Source organism: Mycolicibacterium sp. XJ662, from assembly GCF_053484035.1.
This window is the reverse complement of record NZ_JBEFTL010000006.1, coordinates 181,456-195,402: the sequence shown is the minus strand read 5'-3', so window position 1 is coordinate 195,402 and position 13,947 is coordinate 181,456. Positions and strand designations below refer to the sequence as shown.

At 69.4% G+C, this 13,947-nt stretch carries 15 protein-coding genes; 7 read left to right on the top strand and 8 right to left on the bottom strand.

What is annotated here, in order from left to right; translation table 11 throughout:
• Positions 1 to 154 precede the first annotated feature (154 nt).
• From ABQE93_RS17985 to ctaC, 4 genes are all read right to left on the bottom strand, one after another.
• Positions 155 to 826 (bottom strand): DUF2561 family protein, encoded by a 672-nt coding sequence (locus tag ABQE93_RS17985; RefSeq protein WP_448409221.1) that lies wholly within the window; start codon positions 824 to 826, stop codon positions 155 to 157.
• Positions 826 to 1,623 carry an MmpS family transport accessory protein gene (locus ABQE93_RS17980; RefSeq protein ID WP_448409222.1) on the bottom strand — a complete coding sequence of 266 codons (798 nt, stop codon included), beginning with the start codon at positions 1,621 to 1,623 and terminating at the stop codon, positions 826 to 828. The genes ABQE93_RS17985 and ABQE93_RS17980 overlap by 1 nt, the downstream gene beginning before the upstream one ends.
• Positions 1,624 to 1,798: 175 nt before the next feature.
• The gene (locus ABQE93_RS17975; protein ID WP_448409224.1) at positions 1,799 to 2,218 is read right to left on the bottom strand and encodes a cytochrome c oxidase subunit 4; all 420 of its coding nucleotides are present in this window, start codon (positions 2,216 to 2,218) and stop codon (positions 1,799 to 1,801) included.
• A gap of 9 nt (positions 2,219 to 2,227) precedes the next feature.
• Positions 2,228 to 3,262: an aa3-type cytochrome oxidase subunit II gene (gene ctaC / locus ABQE93_RS17970; RefSeq protein WP_448409225.1), complete on the bottom strand. Its 1,035-nt coding sequence runs from the start codon at positions 3,260 to 3,262 to the stop codon at positions 2,228 to 2,230.
• Positions 3,263 to 3,367: 105 nt separating this feature from the next.
• Between ctaC and asnB the strand changes: the two genes are divergently transcribed.
• Entirely contained in the window at positions 3,368 to 5,311 is a 1,944-nt protein-coding gene (gene asnB / locus ABQE93_RS17965; protein ID WP_448409226.1) for an asparagine synthase (glutamine-hydrolyzing), read from the top strand.
• Positions 5,312 to 5,323: 12 nt separating this feature from the next.
• On the opposite strand, the gene ABQE93_RS17960 is transcribed toward asnB, so the two are convergent.
• Positions 5,324 to 6,301, bottom strand: coding sequence for a carbohydrate kinase family protein (locus ABQE93_RS17960; protein WP_448409227.1), 978 nt, complete (start codon positions 6,299 to 6,301; stop codon positions 5,324 to 5,326).
• 131 nt (positions 6,302 to 6,432) lie between these two features.
• On the opposite strand from ABQE93_RS17960, the gene ABQE93_RS17955 reads away from it, so the two are divergent.
• Positions 6,433 to 7,086 carry an Rv0361 family membrane protein gene (locus ABQE93_RS17955; protein WP_448409228.1) on the top strand — a complete coding sequence of 218 codons (654 nt, stop codon included), beginning with the start codon at positions 6,433 to 6,435 and terminating at the stop codon, positions 7,084 to 7,086.
• 4 nt (positions 7,087 to 7,090) lie between these two features.
• On the opposite strand, the gene ABQE93_RS17950 is transcribed toward ABQE93_RS17955, so the two are convergent.
• Positions 7,091 to 7,453 carry a HesB/IscA family protein gene (locus ABQE93_RS17950; protein WP_448394258.1) on the bottom strand — a complete coding sequence of 121 codons (363 nt, stop codon included), beginning with the start codon at positions 7,451 to 7,453 and terminating at the stop codon, positions 7,091 to 7,093.
• A gap of 177 nt (positions 7,454 to 7,630) precedes the next feature.
• On the opposite strand from ABQE93_RS17950, the gene ABQE93_RS17945 reads away from it, so the two are divergent.
• Genes ABQE93_RS17945 through ABQE93_RS17930 form a run of 4 tightly spaced genes read left to right on the top strand, consistent with a single transcriptional unit; the run spans position 7,631 to position 10,576 of the window.
• On the top strand, positions 7,631 to 8,266 hold the full coding sequence (locus ABQE93_RS17945; protein WP_448409441.1) for a DUF3043 domain-containing protein: 636 nt from the start codon (positions 7,631 to 7,633) through the stop codon (positions 8,264 to 8,266).
• Between the two features lie 5 nt (positions 8,267 to 8,271).
• Positions 8,272 to 8,793 (top strand): bifunctional adenosylcobinamide kinase/adenosylcobinamide-phosphate guanylyltransferase, encoded by a 522-nt coding sequence (locus ABQE93_RS17940; protein ID WP_448409229.1) that lies wholly within the window; start codon positions 8,272 to 8,274, stop codon positions 8,791 to 8,793.
• Positions 8,790 to 9,845, top strand: coding sequence for a nicotinate-nucleotide--dimethylbenzimidazole phosphoribosyltransferase (gene cobT / locus ABQE93_RS17935; protein ID WP_448409231.1), 1,056 nt, complete (start codon positions 8,790 to 8,792; stop codon positions 9,843 to 9,845). The genes ABQE93_RS17940 and cobT overlap by 4 nt, the downstream gene beginning before the upstream one ends.
• 5 nt (positions 9,846 to 9,850) lie before the next feature.
• Positions 9,851 to 10,576 carry an adenosylcobinamide-GDP ribazoletransferase gene (locus ABQE93_RS17930; protein ID WP_448409233.1) on the top strand — a complete coding sequence of 242 codons (726 nt, stop codon included), beginning with the start codon at positions 9,851 to 9,853 and terminating at the stop codon, positions 10,574 to 10,576.
• On the opposite strand, the gene ABQE93_RS17925 is transcribed toward ABQE93_RS17930, so the two are convergent.
• Both ABQE93_RS17925 and gcvT read right to left on the bottom strand, forming a co-directional pair.
• Positions 10,577 to 11,683, bottom strand: coding sequence for a branched-chain amino acid aminotransferase (locus tag ABQE93_RS17925; RefSeq protein WP_448409235.1), 1,107 nt, complete (start codon positions 11,681 to 11,683; stop codon positions 10,577 to 10,579). It lies immediately after the preceding gene.
• Between the two features lie 22 nt (positions 11,684 to 11,705).
• Positions 11,706 to 12,800, bottom strand: coding sequence for a glycine cleavage system aminomethyltransferase GcvT (gcvT, locus tag ABQE93_RS17920; RefSeq protein WP_448409236.1), 1,095 nt, complete (start codon positions 12,798 to 12,800; stop codon positions 11,706 to 11,708).
• A gap of 44 nt (positions 12,801 to 12,844) precedes the next feature.
• Here gcvT and ABQE93_RS17915 point away from each other — a divergent pair, with 44 nt between their 5' ends.
• Positions 12,845 to 13,930 (top strand): adenylate/guanylate cyclase domain-containing protein, encoded by a 1,086-nt coding sequence (locus ABQE93_RS17915; RefSeq protein WP_448409238.1) that lies wholly within the window; start codon positions 12,845 to 12,847, stop codon positions 13,928 to 13,930.
• Positions 13,931 to 13,947 lie beyond the last annotated feature (17 nt).

Here is a 13,947-nt window from a genome sequence, read left to right as displayed (position 1 = left end):
GAGATCACGAAGGTCCCCAACACACTTGGAGTGTGTTGGGGATCTTCGTTTTGGAGCACCGGCACGCTGTGCGCCGAGATCTACCCCAGGGCTGTTCCAGGCGCGATTTCACAGCCCTGGCGTAGATTTCGCGGCCGTTAAGAACGCGAAAGGGTCAGCGGTCGGTGACGGTGTTCAGCTCACGCAGGAAGTACCACGGAACCGCCGTCATCGCCGCGGTGACGAGGCCAGCCAGGACATATAGCACCCATGCGGCGACGGTGTTGTCGACGGCCATCAGATAGGTCGCCACGCCGATGGCCACCATCGCCACGCCGATCGCGCAGCCCATCGCCGCCGCGTAGCGCAGCCAGAGCCGGTCGACGGCCGCTTCCAGCGGGGTCGGGGCCGATGTGCGCTGCATCCGCGGCGCGGCGTAATCCGTTGTCGTGGCCGCACTGAGCGACTGGAGCTTCTCCGTCGGCGCCTCCGTTCCGCGGTCGGGCGTCGTGGCCCCGCTGGCGGCGGGCGGGTCGGCGGCGGGCGGCGCGTCGCTCCGCGTCTCGCGGCGGGCCCGCAACAGCAGCGGTACGGCGCCGACGATCACCAAGGCCGACACCGCGATGATCGCGTACAGGACCCATGGCGTACCGGAATCGCCGGTGGAATCGGCTCCCCCGCGGCCCAGGTCGATCAGGGCCATCGTGGCGGCGACCGCGGCGCCCAGCGCGATCAGCCAGATGGCCGCGCACGCCCCGAGCAGGATGCGGTCGATGGGATCGAGCTCGGCGGGGTCCAGCCCTGCGGTCAGCCGGGAGCGGCCCGTCGAATCGGTGTCATATGTCATCAGCAGCTCGTCTGTGCAGCGTTGTTGGTGTTGGAGGACAGCACGGTGCCGTCACTGGTGGTGATCGAACAATTGAGCCTACTGACCAGGAACAGGCTCGACGCCTGCACCGAGCCGACCTCGGACTGTGAGATCGGCGTCACGGTCAGCGACCACGGGATGTAGACGTTGCGCTGGGTGCGGCTGCGCCCGGCGGCGTCGATGTAGGTGACGGTGATGATGTCGCCTGGGGCCTTGGTGCCCGTCACCGAATAGGTCACCTGCCGCGGACCAGCCTGCGTGGTCGTCGGGGGCGGCGGCGGGGGCGGCTCACTGGTCGCCGGCGGCGGTGGAGGTTCCTCGGGTGCGGGCGCCGGCGGTGGCGGCGGCTCCTGGGTGATCGTCACGGTCTCCGGCGGCGGCGGGGGCGGTGGGGGCTCCGTGGTCGGCGGTGGTGGCGGAGGCGGTGGCGGCGTGGTCGTGGTGATCTCGTCCTGCACCGGCGGCGTCGTCGTGGTCGACGGCGCCGGGGTGGCCAGGTTGCTGGTGTCGGTGCGGGTCACCAGCACCGACACCGAGGCGACCAGCGCGACGGCGGCGATGATGGCCGCCACGCCCACCACCCAGGGCCACCGCGGCGGCGGCGGCTGGTCGACTTGCTCGGTCTGCTCGTAGCTGTCGTAGTCGTAGAGGGAGGCGTCGGCGGGCACGTAGGGGCCGCTGCTGAACTGCTCAGACTCGGGTGCGGAATATGCGCGCGCCGGCTCTTGACCTTCGAGATCCGAACCGTCGTTATCCGGGGGATTCGGCCCGCTCATGTACGCCTATCCTTCTCGACTACTCAACCGGCGCGGGGTTCTTCCGACCGTAAGCGGCTCGACCGTGCCTCGGTCACACTACCCAAAGCCACGACCTCGAGATGTCTGACGCCGCGGTTTACCGGCGAAGTGGTGGCCCGATTGTGACCTTCTCGGTCCGGTCGGCCAGCGCGGGTCAGTGCCGTTCGGGGCCCGTGTAGTACTCGAACACCAGGCCGCCCGCGGAGGCGATCACGAAGCAGATGCCGGCCACGATCAGCCACGGCAGCCAGAGGGCCAGGCCGACGGCCGCGATCGACGCCGACAGCGCGATCATCACCGGCCACCAGCTGTGCGGGGCGTAGAAACCCAACTCCCCCGCGCCGTCGCTGATCTCGGCGTCCTCGTAGTCTTCGGGCCGGGTGTCCAGACGTCGGGCCACGAACCGGAAGAAGGTGCCCGTGATCAGGGTCAGGCCGCCGGTCATCACCAGCGCGGTGGTACCCGCCCACTCCACGCCGCCCTGGGCGAACATGTGGGTCAGCACCCCGTACACCAACGCGGCGATGAAGAAGAACGCGGTCAGTAGCTCGAACAACCTGGCTTCGATGTGCATCTGTGGCCCCTACTTGGTGGCGTCGGTGATCGGCGGCGCCTGTTCGCCCCGGCGGGTGTCGAACGGGAACGTGGTGACCGCCGTCGGCGACTGGTTGATCGCCCGCAGCGCCTCGGCGTTGGTGGCACCGTCGATGCGCTGCTGCATGTACGCCTTGAAGTCGTTGGGCTCCACGACCCGCAGTTCGAAGTTCATCATCGCGTGGTAGGTGCCGCACATCTCCGCGCAGCGGCCCACGAACGCGCCGGTCTCGTTGATCTCGCTGACCTGGAACGTGCGGTCGGAGTTGTTGGCCTCCGGATCCGGCATCACGTCACGCTTGAACAGGAACTCCGGGATCCAGAACGCGTGGATCACGTCGGCCGAGGCGATCTGGAACTCGATGCGCTTGCCGACGGGCACCACGAGAACCGGGATCTCGTAGGTGGTCCCGAGCGTCTCGACCTTGTTGTAGTGCAGGTAGGTGCGGTCTGCGGGGTGCTTGCCGGCGATAGTGCCGTACTCGCCGCCGTGCTCACCCTCCAGGCCCGAGGGACCCGAGGCCACCGCGGCCTGGCGCTCCGGATCGGCGCCGTCGTAGGTGAAGGTGCCGTCGGCGAAATCGATCTTCTGGTAGCCGAACTTCCAGTTCCACTGGAACGCGGTGACGTCGACGACGACCTCGGGGTTGGGGTCCTTGTGCAGCATCCGCTCCTGGACCACGACGGTGAAGTAGAACAACACCGAGATGATCAGGAACGGCACGACCGTCAGGATCAGTTCCAGCGGCATGTTGTAGCCGAACTGGCGCGGCAACTCGGTGTCGGTCTTCTTCTTGCGGTGAAACGCCGCGGACCAGAACACCAGCCCCCACACGATCGCACCGACGACCAGCGACGCGATCACCGAACCGATCCACAGCTCCCGGTTCAGGTGCGCCTCCGGGGTGATCCCGTTGGGCCAGCCCAGACCAAGAATTTCTGACCAGCTGCAGCCGCTGAGCAGCAACGCCGTGCCACCCAGGACGACCGACAGCGCCGCCACCCGGAACACGCGAGGTGTCACGCTGGAGCCTCCCTAAGAGATCGTGAGCCAGGCCGAATACTACGCAGCGTAGACCACGACCGGGTACTGGTCTCGAAGCACCTCGCGATTCGGCATACTGGCGCCGTGTGCGGACTGTTGGCCCTGGTGCGAGATCCGTCCGCCGATGCGTCATCTGGCCTGGTCGAAAGGGTTTCTTCGGCCACTCACCTGATGCGCCACCGCGGGCCCGATGAGCCGGGAACGTGGGTGGACGATCCGCAGCACCCAGTCAGCGTTTTCGGGTTCAACCGGCTGTCGATCATCGACATCGCCCACAGCCATCAGCCGCTTCGCTGGGGACCACCCGAATCCCCTGACCGCTACGTGCTGGTCTTCAACGGCGAGATCTACAACTACCTGGAACTGCGTGACGCGCTGCACGGCGAATTCGGCGCGGCGTTCGCCACCGACGGCGACGGTGAGGCCATCGTCGCGGCCTACCACCATTGGGGCACCGACGCGCTGAACCGGCTGCGGGGCATGTTCGCGTTCGCGCTGTGGGACACCGTGGACAACGAGTTGTTCTGCGCCCGAGATCCGTTCGGCATCAAACCGCTGTACATGGCGACCGGGCCGGGCGGCACCGCGTTCGGCAGCGAGAAGAAGTGCCTGCTGGAGTTGGCCGATGACCTCGGCATCGACCTGACGCTGGATCGGCGCGCGCTGCAGCACTACACCGTGTTGCAGTACGTGCCCGAGCCCGAGACGCTGCACAGCGGTGTGCGCAGGCTGGAGTCGGGCAGCTATGCGCGCGTGCGTCCCGGCCAGCCGCCACAGGTGACGCGCTACTTCACCCCGCAGTTCAACCCGGTGCCGTTCACGCCCGGCGAGGAACAGGCCCGCTACGACGAGATCACCGCGGTGCTCGAGGACTCGGTCGCCAAGCACATGCGCGCCGACGTCACGGTCGGCGCATTCCTTTCCGGCGGTATCGATTCCACCGCGATCGCCGCGCTGGCGATGCGGCACAACCCGCGGCTGATCACGTTCACCACCGGGTTCGAGCGGGAGGGCTTCTCCGAGGTCGACGTGGCGGTCGCATCGGCGGAGGCGATCGGCGCCCGGCATGTGACCAAGGTGGTGACGCAGCCCGAGTTCGTGGCCGCGCTTCCCGAAATCGTCTGGTATCTCGACGAACCCGTCGCCGATCCGGCGCTGGTGCCGTTGTTCTTCATCGCCCGCGAGGCCCGCAAACACGTCAAGGTGGTGCTGTCCGGCGAAGGCGCCGACGAACTGTTCGGCGGGTACACGATCTACCGGGAACCGTTGTCGCTGAAGGCGTTCGACTACCTGCCCCGGCCGGTGCGGCGCTCGCTGGGTAAGGCGTCGCGACCGCTGCCCGAAGGGATGCGCGGCAAGAGCCTGCTGCACCGCGGCTCGCTCACGCTCGAGGAGCGCTACTACGGCAACGCCCGCAGCTTCTCCGACGAGCAGCTTCGCGCGGTGCTGCCCGGCTTCCGCCAGGAGTGGACGCACACCGACGTCACCGCGCCGCTTTACGCCGCGACCGAAGGCACCGACCCGGTGGCGCGCATGCAGCACATCGACCTGTTCACCTGGCTGCGCGGCGACATCCTGGTCAAGGCCGACAAGATGACCATGGCCAACTCGCTGGAACTGCGGGTGCCGTTCCTGGACCCGGAGGTGTTCGCGGTGGCGTCGCGGCTACCCGCCGAGCAGAAGATCACTCGAGCCACCACCAAGTACGCGCTGCGGCGCGCCTTGGAACCGATCGTGCCCGCGCACGTGCTCAACCGGCCCAAGCTGGGTTTCCCGGTGCCGATCCGACACTGGCTGCGCGCCGGCGAGCTGCTGGACTGGGCGCACGCGATGGTCGGCTCGTCACAGGCCGGTGAGCTCATCGACCTCACCGCCGTGCGCACCATGCTCGACGAACACCGCAGCGGCACAAGCGATCACAGCCGCCGACTGTGGACGGTGCTGATCTTTCTGCTGTGGCACGCGATCTTCGTCGAAGGCAGCGTCACCCCGCAGATCAGCGAGCCGACATATCCGGTGCAGCTCTGAGAGAGCCCCGGGTTACGTGGCGAGGGCCTTGTTGATCTCCTGAGCCGCCTCGGCGCCGTAGGCGTCGCTGAGTCGCTGCACTGCCTCGTCGCGGTTCCACGTCCACTCCTGGGGCCCTGGCGCCTCGAACACCAGCACGGCGACCAGCGACGCCAACTGTGCCGAGCGCTCCAAGCTCAGCCCGGCGCTGCGGCCGGTGAGGAAGCCGGCCCGGAACGCGTCGCCGATGCCGGTCGGATCGGCCTGGCACTTCTCGGGAACGACGTCGACGTGGATGAACTGACCGTCCGAGCTGACCAGGTCGACGCCCTTGGGGCCCAGCGTGGTGACGCGCATCCCGATCTGGTTCATCACCTGCGCCTCGCTCCAGCCGCTCTTCTGCAGCAGCAGATCCCATTCGTAGTCGTTGGTGAACAGGTAGGTGGCGCCGTTGATCAGCTTGCGGATCTCCTCACCGTCGAGCCGGGCCAGCTGCTGGGACGGGTCGGCGGCGAACGCCAGCCCGAGTTTGCGGCACTCCTCGGTGTGCAGGAACATCGCGTCGGGGTCGTTGGCGCCGATGATGACCAGTTCCGGGGTGCCGACCCGCTTGACCACGTCGGCCAGCGAGATGTTGCGGGCCTCGGACATGGCCCCGGGGTAGAACGACGCGATCTGGGCCATGTCGTCGTCGGTGGTGCACACGAACCGTGCGGTGTAGGAGGACTGCGAGATCAGCACGCTGTCGCAGTCCACGCCCGCCTGCTGAAGCCAGGCGCGGTATTCGTCGAAGTCCTGGCCCGCCGCGCCCACGAGGGCCACGTCGCCGCCGAGCACACCGACCGCGTAGGCCATGTTGCCTGCGACGCCGCCGCGGTGGATCACCAGATCATCGACGAGGAAGCTCAGCGACACCTTCTGCAGGTGATCGGCCAGCAGCTGCTCGGAGAACCGGCCAGGAAAGCGCATCAGATGGTCGGTCGCAATGGATCCGGTCACCGCAATGGTCACGTAACGTCACCCTTCGTTAGTTCACGGTTGTTGTCGTCGGACACCGTCAGACTTGCGCTAACCTGCCTACAAGTGTCCGCTCGGTCACTGTAGACGGCACATTCCTACGCACATCCCCGGGGAGAAAATTTATGGCTGGTCCGTATCCGCCCGAATACGGCGCTGGTCCGGCAACCCCGCAAATGTACCCACAACCGTATCCCGGAACCGCAGCGCAACCGTATCCGGACAACGCTCCGCCGGTGTATCCGGGCATGATGCCGCCGCCGGTGCAGTACGGAAAGAAGCGCCGGTGGCCGGTGATCGTCGGCGTGGCGCTGGCGGTGGTGGTGATCGGCGCCCTGGTGACCGCGCTCGTGTTGGCCGGCCGCGACGACAGCACGTCGGCCACGGCTTCGGGGATGCTCACCGAGGCGTCGGCCAAGGAAGCCCTCCAGGAGTATCTGGACGCCCTTTCCGGCGGCGACGACGAGACCGTCGCCCGGCACACGCTGTGCGGGCTGTTCGATGCGGTCAAGGAACGGCGTTCCGACCTGGCCCTGGCCGGTCTGTCCAGCGACGCGTTCCGCAAGCAGTACAGCCAGGCCCAGGTGGCGTCCATCGACAAGATCGTGCGGTCGTCACCGCATCAGGCGCAGGTGCTGTTCACCATGAGCGTCACCCCGACCAGCAGCGGCCGGCGCGGCGAACCGCGCCCGACCGAGCAGCAGGCCGTCGCGCAGCTGCTGTCCTATGACAACGATGTGCTGGTGTGCTCGTATCTCCCCCGGACCGGGCAGTACTGAGCCGTCAGTTGAACGAGTCGCCGCAGGCGCACGAGCCGCCGGCGTTCGGGTTGTCGATCGTGAAGCCCTGCTTCTCGATGGTGTCGACGAAGTCGATGACGGCACCCTGCACATACGGCGCGCTCATCCGGTCGACGGTCAGGTTGACGCCGCCGAACTCGGCGGTCAGGTCGCCGTCGAGGGACCGGTCGTCGAAGAAGAGGTTGTAGCGCAGCCCGGCACAACCGCCCGGCTGAACGGCGATACGCAGCGCCAGGTCGTCGCGGCCCTCCTGATCGAGCAGCGCCTTGGCCTTGGCTGCGGCAGCATCGCTGAGGGTCACGCCGTGGGTGGCGGTTCCGGTGGCCGACTCTTCCTGAACTGTCATTTACGTCTCCTGTAATGCCTCAGCTGGTGGGGCGTACCCAAACAACGGTACCCCCTCTGCCCGCTATTCCCGAGTTAGTCCACCGCTCGTCGCAGCCCCCGGCGCCACGGAAGTAACCTGGCAGGCGTGAACCTGCTGGGCCGCAAGAAACGCGACGACGAAACACCGGAATCAGATGTGTCCGAAGACACCACCGACACTTCGGACGCCGATAACGCCGCAGGCAGCCCACCACGCACCACCCCGCCCAAGGGCCGGCCGACCCCCAAGCGCAACCAGTCCAGCCGCAAGCGCGGTCCGGTGGCGCCCGCCCCGATGACGGCCGCCGAGGCGCGCCGGCGCCGCAAGGAGATGCGCCGCAAGCTGACCCGCGAGGAGCGCAAGGCCGACAAGCTCGAGCGCCGCGCCGCCATGGCCGAACGCCGCGAGAAGATGATGGCCGGCGAGGACGCCTACCTGCTGCCGCGCGACAAGGGCCCGGTGCGCAAGTACGTGCGCGACGTGGTCGATGCCCGCCGCAACATCCTCGGCCTGTTCATGCCGTCCGCGCTGGCGCTGATCTTCGTCATGCTGTCGGTGCCGTCCGTGGAGGTGCAGCGCCTGCTCTCCCCCGCGATGCTGCTGCTCGTGCTGGTCATGGTGATCGACGGGTTCGTCCTCGGCCGCAAGGTCAACCGGCTGGCCGACCAGAAGTTCCCGGACAACAACGAGACCGGATGGCGGTTGGGCTTTTACGCGGCCAGCCGCGCCTCCCAGCTGCGGCGGATGCGCGCACCGCGTCCGCAGGTCAACCGCGGCGACAAGGTCACCTGAGCGCGGTGCGCACGCTGGTGCTCGGCGGGATCCGGTCGGGCAAGTCCCAATGGGCCGAGTCGGCCGTCGCCGAGGCCGGACCGGTCTGCTATCTGGCCACCGGCCCTGCACCCGACGGGGATGCCGAATGGGCGGCCCGGGTGGCCGCGCACCGCAACCGCAGGCCGCGCTCGTGGTCGACGGTCGAGACCTCCGACGTCGCCGCGCAGCTGCGAGTTCACTCCACCGCGACGCTGGTCGACGACGTCGGCTCCTGGCTGACGACGGCGATGGACCGCGCAGGCGCCTGGACCGGCGGCTCGGTGACCGCCGACGTCGACGACCTCCTCGACGCGGTCCGCGCGTTTGCGGCGCCGCTTGCGCTGGTCAGCCCCGAGGTCGGGTTGACCGTCGTGCCGCCGACCGAGGCGGGACGGCGCTTCGCCGACGAGCTGGGCCTGCTCAACCAGCGGCTGGCCGCTGTGTGCGAGCGGGTGGTGCTGGTCGTCGCCGGTCAGCCCGTCACGGTCAAGGACACCGGCCGGTGACCGACTTTCCCGCCGTCCAACCGCCCGACCAGGAAGTCGCCGCGGCCGCGCGCGCCCGCCAGGACCGGTTGATCAAACCGGCCGGCTCGCTGGGCCGGCTTGAGGACCTGTCGGTGTGGGTGGCCGCCTGCCAGGGTCAGTGCCCGCCGCAGCCGTTTCAACGACCCCGGGTGGTGGTGTTCGCCGGTGACCACGGGGTGGCCGCCGCCGGCGTGTCGGCGTATCCGACCGAGGTCACCGCGCAGATGCTGGCCAACTTCGACGCCGGCGGAGCGGCGATCAACGTGCTGGCCGAGGTGGCCGGGGCGACGGTGCGAGTGGCCGACATCGCGGTGGACGTGGCCGAGCCGCTGTCGGCGGCGATCGGCAAGTACAAGGTGCGCCGCGGCAGCGGCAACATCGCCGTCGAGGATGCGCTGAGCGACGAGGAAGTCGCCGCCGCGCTGCACGCCGGTCGCCAGCTCGCCGACGAGGAGGTCGATTCGGGCGCCGACCTGCTGATCGCCGGCGACATGGGCATCGGGAACACCACGCCGGCGACGACGTTGATTGCGGCGCTGACGGATTCGGAACCGGTCGCCGTCGTGGGCCGGGGCACCGGCGTCGACGACGCCGGCTGGGCACGCAAGACCGCGGCGATCCGCGACGCGCTGTACCGGGCACGCGCGGCTGCGGGCGATCCTGTTGCGCTGCTGCGGATCTGCGGCGGCGCCGAGGTGGCCGCGATGGCGGGGTTCTGCGCGCAGGCCGCGGTGCGCCGCACCCCGGTGCTGTTGGACGGCCTGGTGGGCAGCGCGGCCGCGCTGGCGGCCGAGCGGCTGGCCCCCGGCGCGCGGCAGTGGTGGCAGGCGGGTCACCGCTCCGCCGAACCAGCGCACGCGGTGGCGCTGCAGCGTCTGGACCTGGAGCCGATCGTCGACTTGGGGATGCGGCTGGGTGAGGGCACCGGCGCCGCGGTGGCGCTACCGATCTTGCGGGCGGCGGTGGCGGCGCTGGCGTCGATGGCGACGTTCGACGAAGCCGGCATCAGCCGCGGCCCCGAGGAGCGGTAGTCGCGGTGGTCGGTTCGGTCGCCGCGGCGTTCGCGTTCGGCAGCATCGCGCCGGTGCGCACGTCTGCCGCCGTCGGACGCGGTGCGCTGACCGCCTTGCCGCTGGTCGGCCTGGCGCTGGGGGCGCTGGCCGCCGGTGCCCTGTGGCTGGCCGACGTGGCGTTCGGCGCGGGCAGCGCGCTGGGCGGGGTGGCGGCGGTCGCGGTGTTGTTGACCGCGACCCGCGGGCTGCACATCGACGGGCTGGCCGACACGGCCGACGCGCTGGGCTGCTACGGCCCGCCGCAGCGGGCGCTCGAGGTGATGCGCGACGGCTCAACGGGCCCGTTCGGCGTGGCGGCCGTCGTCGTGGCGATCCTGGCCCAGGCGTTCGCGCTGGCCGAGCTCAGCGCGCTCGGCGTGATCGTCGCGGTGACGGCCGGGCGGGTGGCCGTCGTCGCGGCGTGCCGGCGCTCGGTGCCCGCCGCGGCGGGCAGCTCGCTTGGCGCCCGGGTCGCGGGCACTCAGCCGCTGGCCGTGGTGGCGCTGTGGGTGCTCGCGGTGGCGGGTCTGGCGGTGCTGGCCGGCCCGCGGCCGTGGCAGGGCCCGGTGGTGGTCGTCGTCGCGCTGCTGTGCGGTGCGCTGCTGGTCGCGCACTGTGTCCGGCGGTTCGGCGGCGTCACCGGCGACGTGCTGGGCGCGACGGTCGAGGTCACCACGACGCTGACCGCGGTCGGTCTGGCGATCGGCTGATCAGTTCAGCCGGGCCATCCACCCGTGCGTGTCGGCGAACGTGCCGCGCTGGATCCCGGTCAGCGTGTCGCGCAGCGCCATCGTGATCTCGCCCGCGCCGCCGTCGGCGATGGAGAACTCGCCGTCGGCGTGCTTGACGTGGGCGACCGGGGTGATGACGGCGGCGGTGCCGCAGGCGAACACCTCGGTGATCTCACCCGCGGCGGCTTTCTTCTGCCACTCGTCGACGTCGATCTTTCGTTCCTCGATGGTGAAGCCTGCGTCAGTTGCCAACTGCAGCAAGGAATCTCGGGTGACGCCGGGAAGTATGGACCCGCTCAGTTCGGGGGTGACCAGCCGCGCCGACCCGCCGCTGCCGAACACGAAGAACAGGTTCATCCCGCCCATCTCCTCGATGAAGCGGCGTTCGGCGGCGTCGAGCCACACCACCTGGTCGCAGTCGTTTTCGATGGCTTGCGCCTGGGCCAGCAGCGATGCGGCGTAGTTACCGCCGAACTTGGCCGCGCCGGTGCCGCCGGGACAGGCGCGCACGTACTCCGTCGACAGCCACACGCTGACCGGTTTGACGCCGCCCTTGAAATAGGCGCCCGCCGGTGAGGCGATGACCATGTAGCGGTACTCGTTGGCCGGGCGCACCCCGAGGCCGGGTTCGGTGGCGAAGATGTAGGGCCGCAGGTACAGCGACTCCTCCCCGCCCGCGGCGGGCACCCACGCCTCGTCGAGCGCGATCAACTGGCGCAGCGACTCGATGAACACCCCTTCGGGCAGTTCGGGGATGGCCAGCCGACGTGCCGAGGTGCCCAGCCGGCGCGCGTTGGATTCGGGCCGAAACGACACGATCGACCCGTCGGCCCACCGGTAGGCCTTCAGACCCTCGAACACCTCTTGGGCGTAGTGCAGCACGATCGCCGACGGGTCCAGTTCGATGGGCCCGTACGGGATCACGCGGGCGTTGTGCCAGCCTTTGCCCTCGACGTAGTCGAGCGACACCATGTGGTCGGTGTGGTACTGGCCGAAGCCGGGATTGGCCAGAATCGATGCCCGTACCTCATCGCTCGCCGGGTTTGCGTTGCGCTCAACCGTGAACTGGAGGGGGCCATCAGTCATGAGGCGATTGTATATGCGCTGACTACCGAGTTTTCGCCTCCACGAACGGCGTCTTGACCACCTCGCATTCGATGGGGCGACCGCGCACGTCGACGGTGACGCGGTGCCCGTCGGCGATCTCGGCGGCGGTGTCGATCAGCGCCAGCGCGATGCCGAGTCTTAAAGTCGGAGAAAAGGTTCCCGACGTCGTCGTGCCCACCGGGCGGTCACCGTCGAGCACGGTGAGGTCGGCGCGCAGCACCCCGCGCCCGACGGCCTTGAGCCCGCGCAGCAGCCGGGCCGGCCCGGCCTCTTTTTCGGCCAGCAGCGCATCGCGGCCCCAGAACGCGTCCTTTTTCCAGCCGATCGCCCAGCCGCAGCGGGCCTGCAGCGGCGACATCTCCTCGGAGAGTTCGTGACCGTGCAGCGGATAGCCCATCTCGGTGCGCAGCGTGTCGCGCGCGCCCAGCCCGGCCAGTTCACCGTCATGGGTGCGGACCTGCGTGAGCAGCGCGTCGAACACCGCCTGCGCGCGGTCCCACGGCGGCAGCAGTTCGTAACCGTGCTCACCGGTGTAGCCGGTGCGGCATACCCGCAGCGGGATGCCGTCGAACTCGGCGTCGACGTAGCCCATGTAGTCCATGTCGGTGGGCAGCCCCAGTGCGGCGACCACATCGGTGGATTTGGGGCCCTGCACGGCGAGCACGGCGTAGGAGCGGTGTTCGTCGGTGACCGCGACGCCAGCGGGCGCGTGCTGCTGCAGCGCGGCCACCACCGCGGCGGTGTTGGCGGCGTTGGGCACCAGGAAGATCTCGTCGTCGGAGACGCAGTAGGCGATCAGGTCGTCGATCACGCCACCGGATTCGCTGCAGCACAACGTGTACTGCGCCTTGCCGGGCGCGATGCGGCGCAGGTCGTTGGTGAGCGCGGAGTTGACGAACTCGGCCGCGCCGGGTCCGCGCACCAGCGCCTTGCCCAGATGGCTGACGTCGAACAGAGCGACGGCGTTGCGCGTCGCGGTGTGCTCCCTGACCGTGCCCGCATACGACACCGGCATCAGCCAGCCACCGAATTCGGCGAAGCTCGCCCCGAGTTCGCGGTGCCGGTCTTCCAGCGGGCCCTTCGATATCTCGCTCACGCCGATCCACCCTAATGCGCCGCTGACCTTGTCACACTTGTGCGGTGGTTGATCTCGATGCGCTGGCCGCCGCGGGCATCGCCGACGCGCACCGTCGGGCGGCCCTGCTCGAGTACCTCGACGGGCTGGGGTTCACCACGGACGAGATGGTGGAGGCCGAGCGGCGCGGACGGCTTTTCGGCCTCGCCGGTGACGTGCTGCAGTGGTCGGGCCGCCCGGCGTTCAGCTTGCGCAGCGCCGCCGAGACGCTCGGCGTGCCCCTGGAGGAGCTCTCGCGCGCGTGGGCCGCGCTGGGGCTGAGCGTCGCCGACCCCGACGACGTCGCGCTGAGCCAGGCCGACCTCGACGGGTTGGCGGTCTGGGTCCAGGTCAAGGCGGCGGTCGGCGACGACGCGGCGCTGGCGTTCCTGCGGGTGCTGGGCGCGTCGATGTCGCGGCTGGCCGAGGCCGGCTCCTCGATGATCCGCGTCGCGCGGCCCGACATCCAGATGACCCATACCCAGGACGAGCTCACCACCGCGCGGGCGTACCGCGCGGTCTCCGAGATCACGCAGCGCTTCGGCGTGCTGATCGAGGCCGTGTTCCGCCAGCACATCACCAGCGCCCGCGCCCATTTCGAGGGCGTCATCCGCGACGAGTCCGCGATCGTCGTGTGCGGTGTCGGGTTCGCCGACCTGACCGGCTTCACCGCGCTGACCCAGCGGCTCACCCCGGCCGAGCTGTCCGATCTGCTCCTGGACTTCGGCGGCGTCGTCAGCGATCTGGTGCACGTCGACGGTGGCCGGGTGGTGAAGTTCATCGGCGACGAGGTGATGTGGGTGACCTCGACCCCCGACCTGCTCGTGAAGGTGGCCGTCGACCTGGTCGAACACCCCCGGGCGCGGGAGGCCGGACTGCAGGTCCGTGCGGGTCTGGGCTACGGCCCGGTGCTGGCCGTCGGCGGCGACTACTTCGGCAATCCGGTCAACCTGGCCGCACGTCTCGTCGCCGCCGCGGCACCCGGGCAGATCCTCGCCGGCGCCGACGTGCGCGACCAGCTGGGGAGCCGGCCCGCGGTGGCGCAGGATGCCTTGATGCTCAAGGGTTTCGACGCTCCGGTGCAGGCCTACGACCTGCGGGTTGGCCGCTGACGGCTAGGGTTGGGGCT

Excerpts from the sequence above, each read along its gene's own strand:
- ABQE93_RS17985 (WP_448409221.1), bottom strand. The coding sequence starts at position 826 with ATGACATATGACACCGATTCGACGGGCCGCTCCCGGCTGACCGCAGGG.
- ABQE93_RS17980 (WP_448409222.1), bottom strand. The coding sequence starts at position 1,623 with ATGAGCGGGCCGAATCCCCCGGATAACGACGGTTCGGATCTCGAAGGT.
- ABQE93_RS17975 (WP_448409224.1), bottom strand. The coding sequence starts at position 2,218 with ATGCACATCGAAGCCAGGTTGTTCGAGCTACTGACCGCGTTCTTCTTC.
- ABQE93_RS17955 (WP_448409228.1), top strand. The coding sequence starts at position 6,433 with ATGGCTGGTCCGTATCCGCCCGAATACGGCGCTGGTCCGGCAACCCCG.
- ABQE93_RS17950 (WP_448394258.1), bottom strand. The coding sequence starts at position 7,453 with ATGACAGTTCAGGAAGAGTCGGCCACCGGAACCGCCACCCACGGCGTG.
- ABQE93_RS17925 (WP_448409235.1), bottom strand. The coding sequence starts at position 11,683 with ATGACTGATGGCCCCCTCCAGTTCACGGTTGAGCGCAACGCAAACCCG.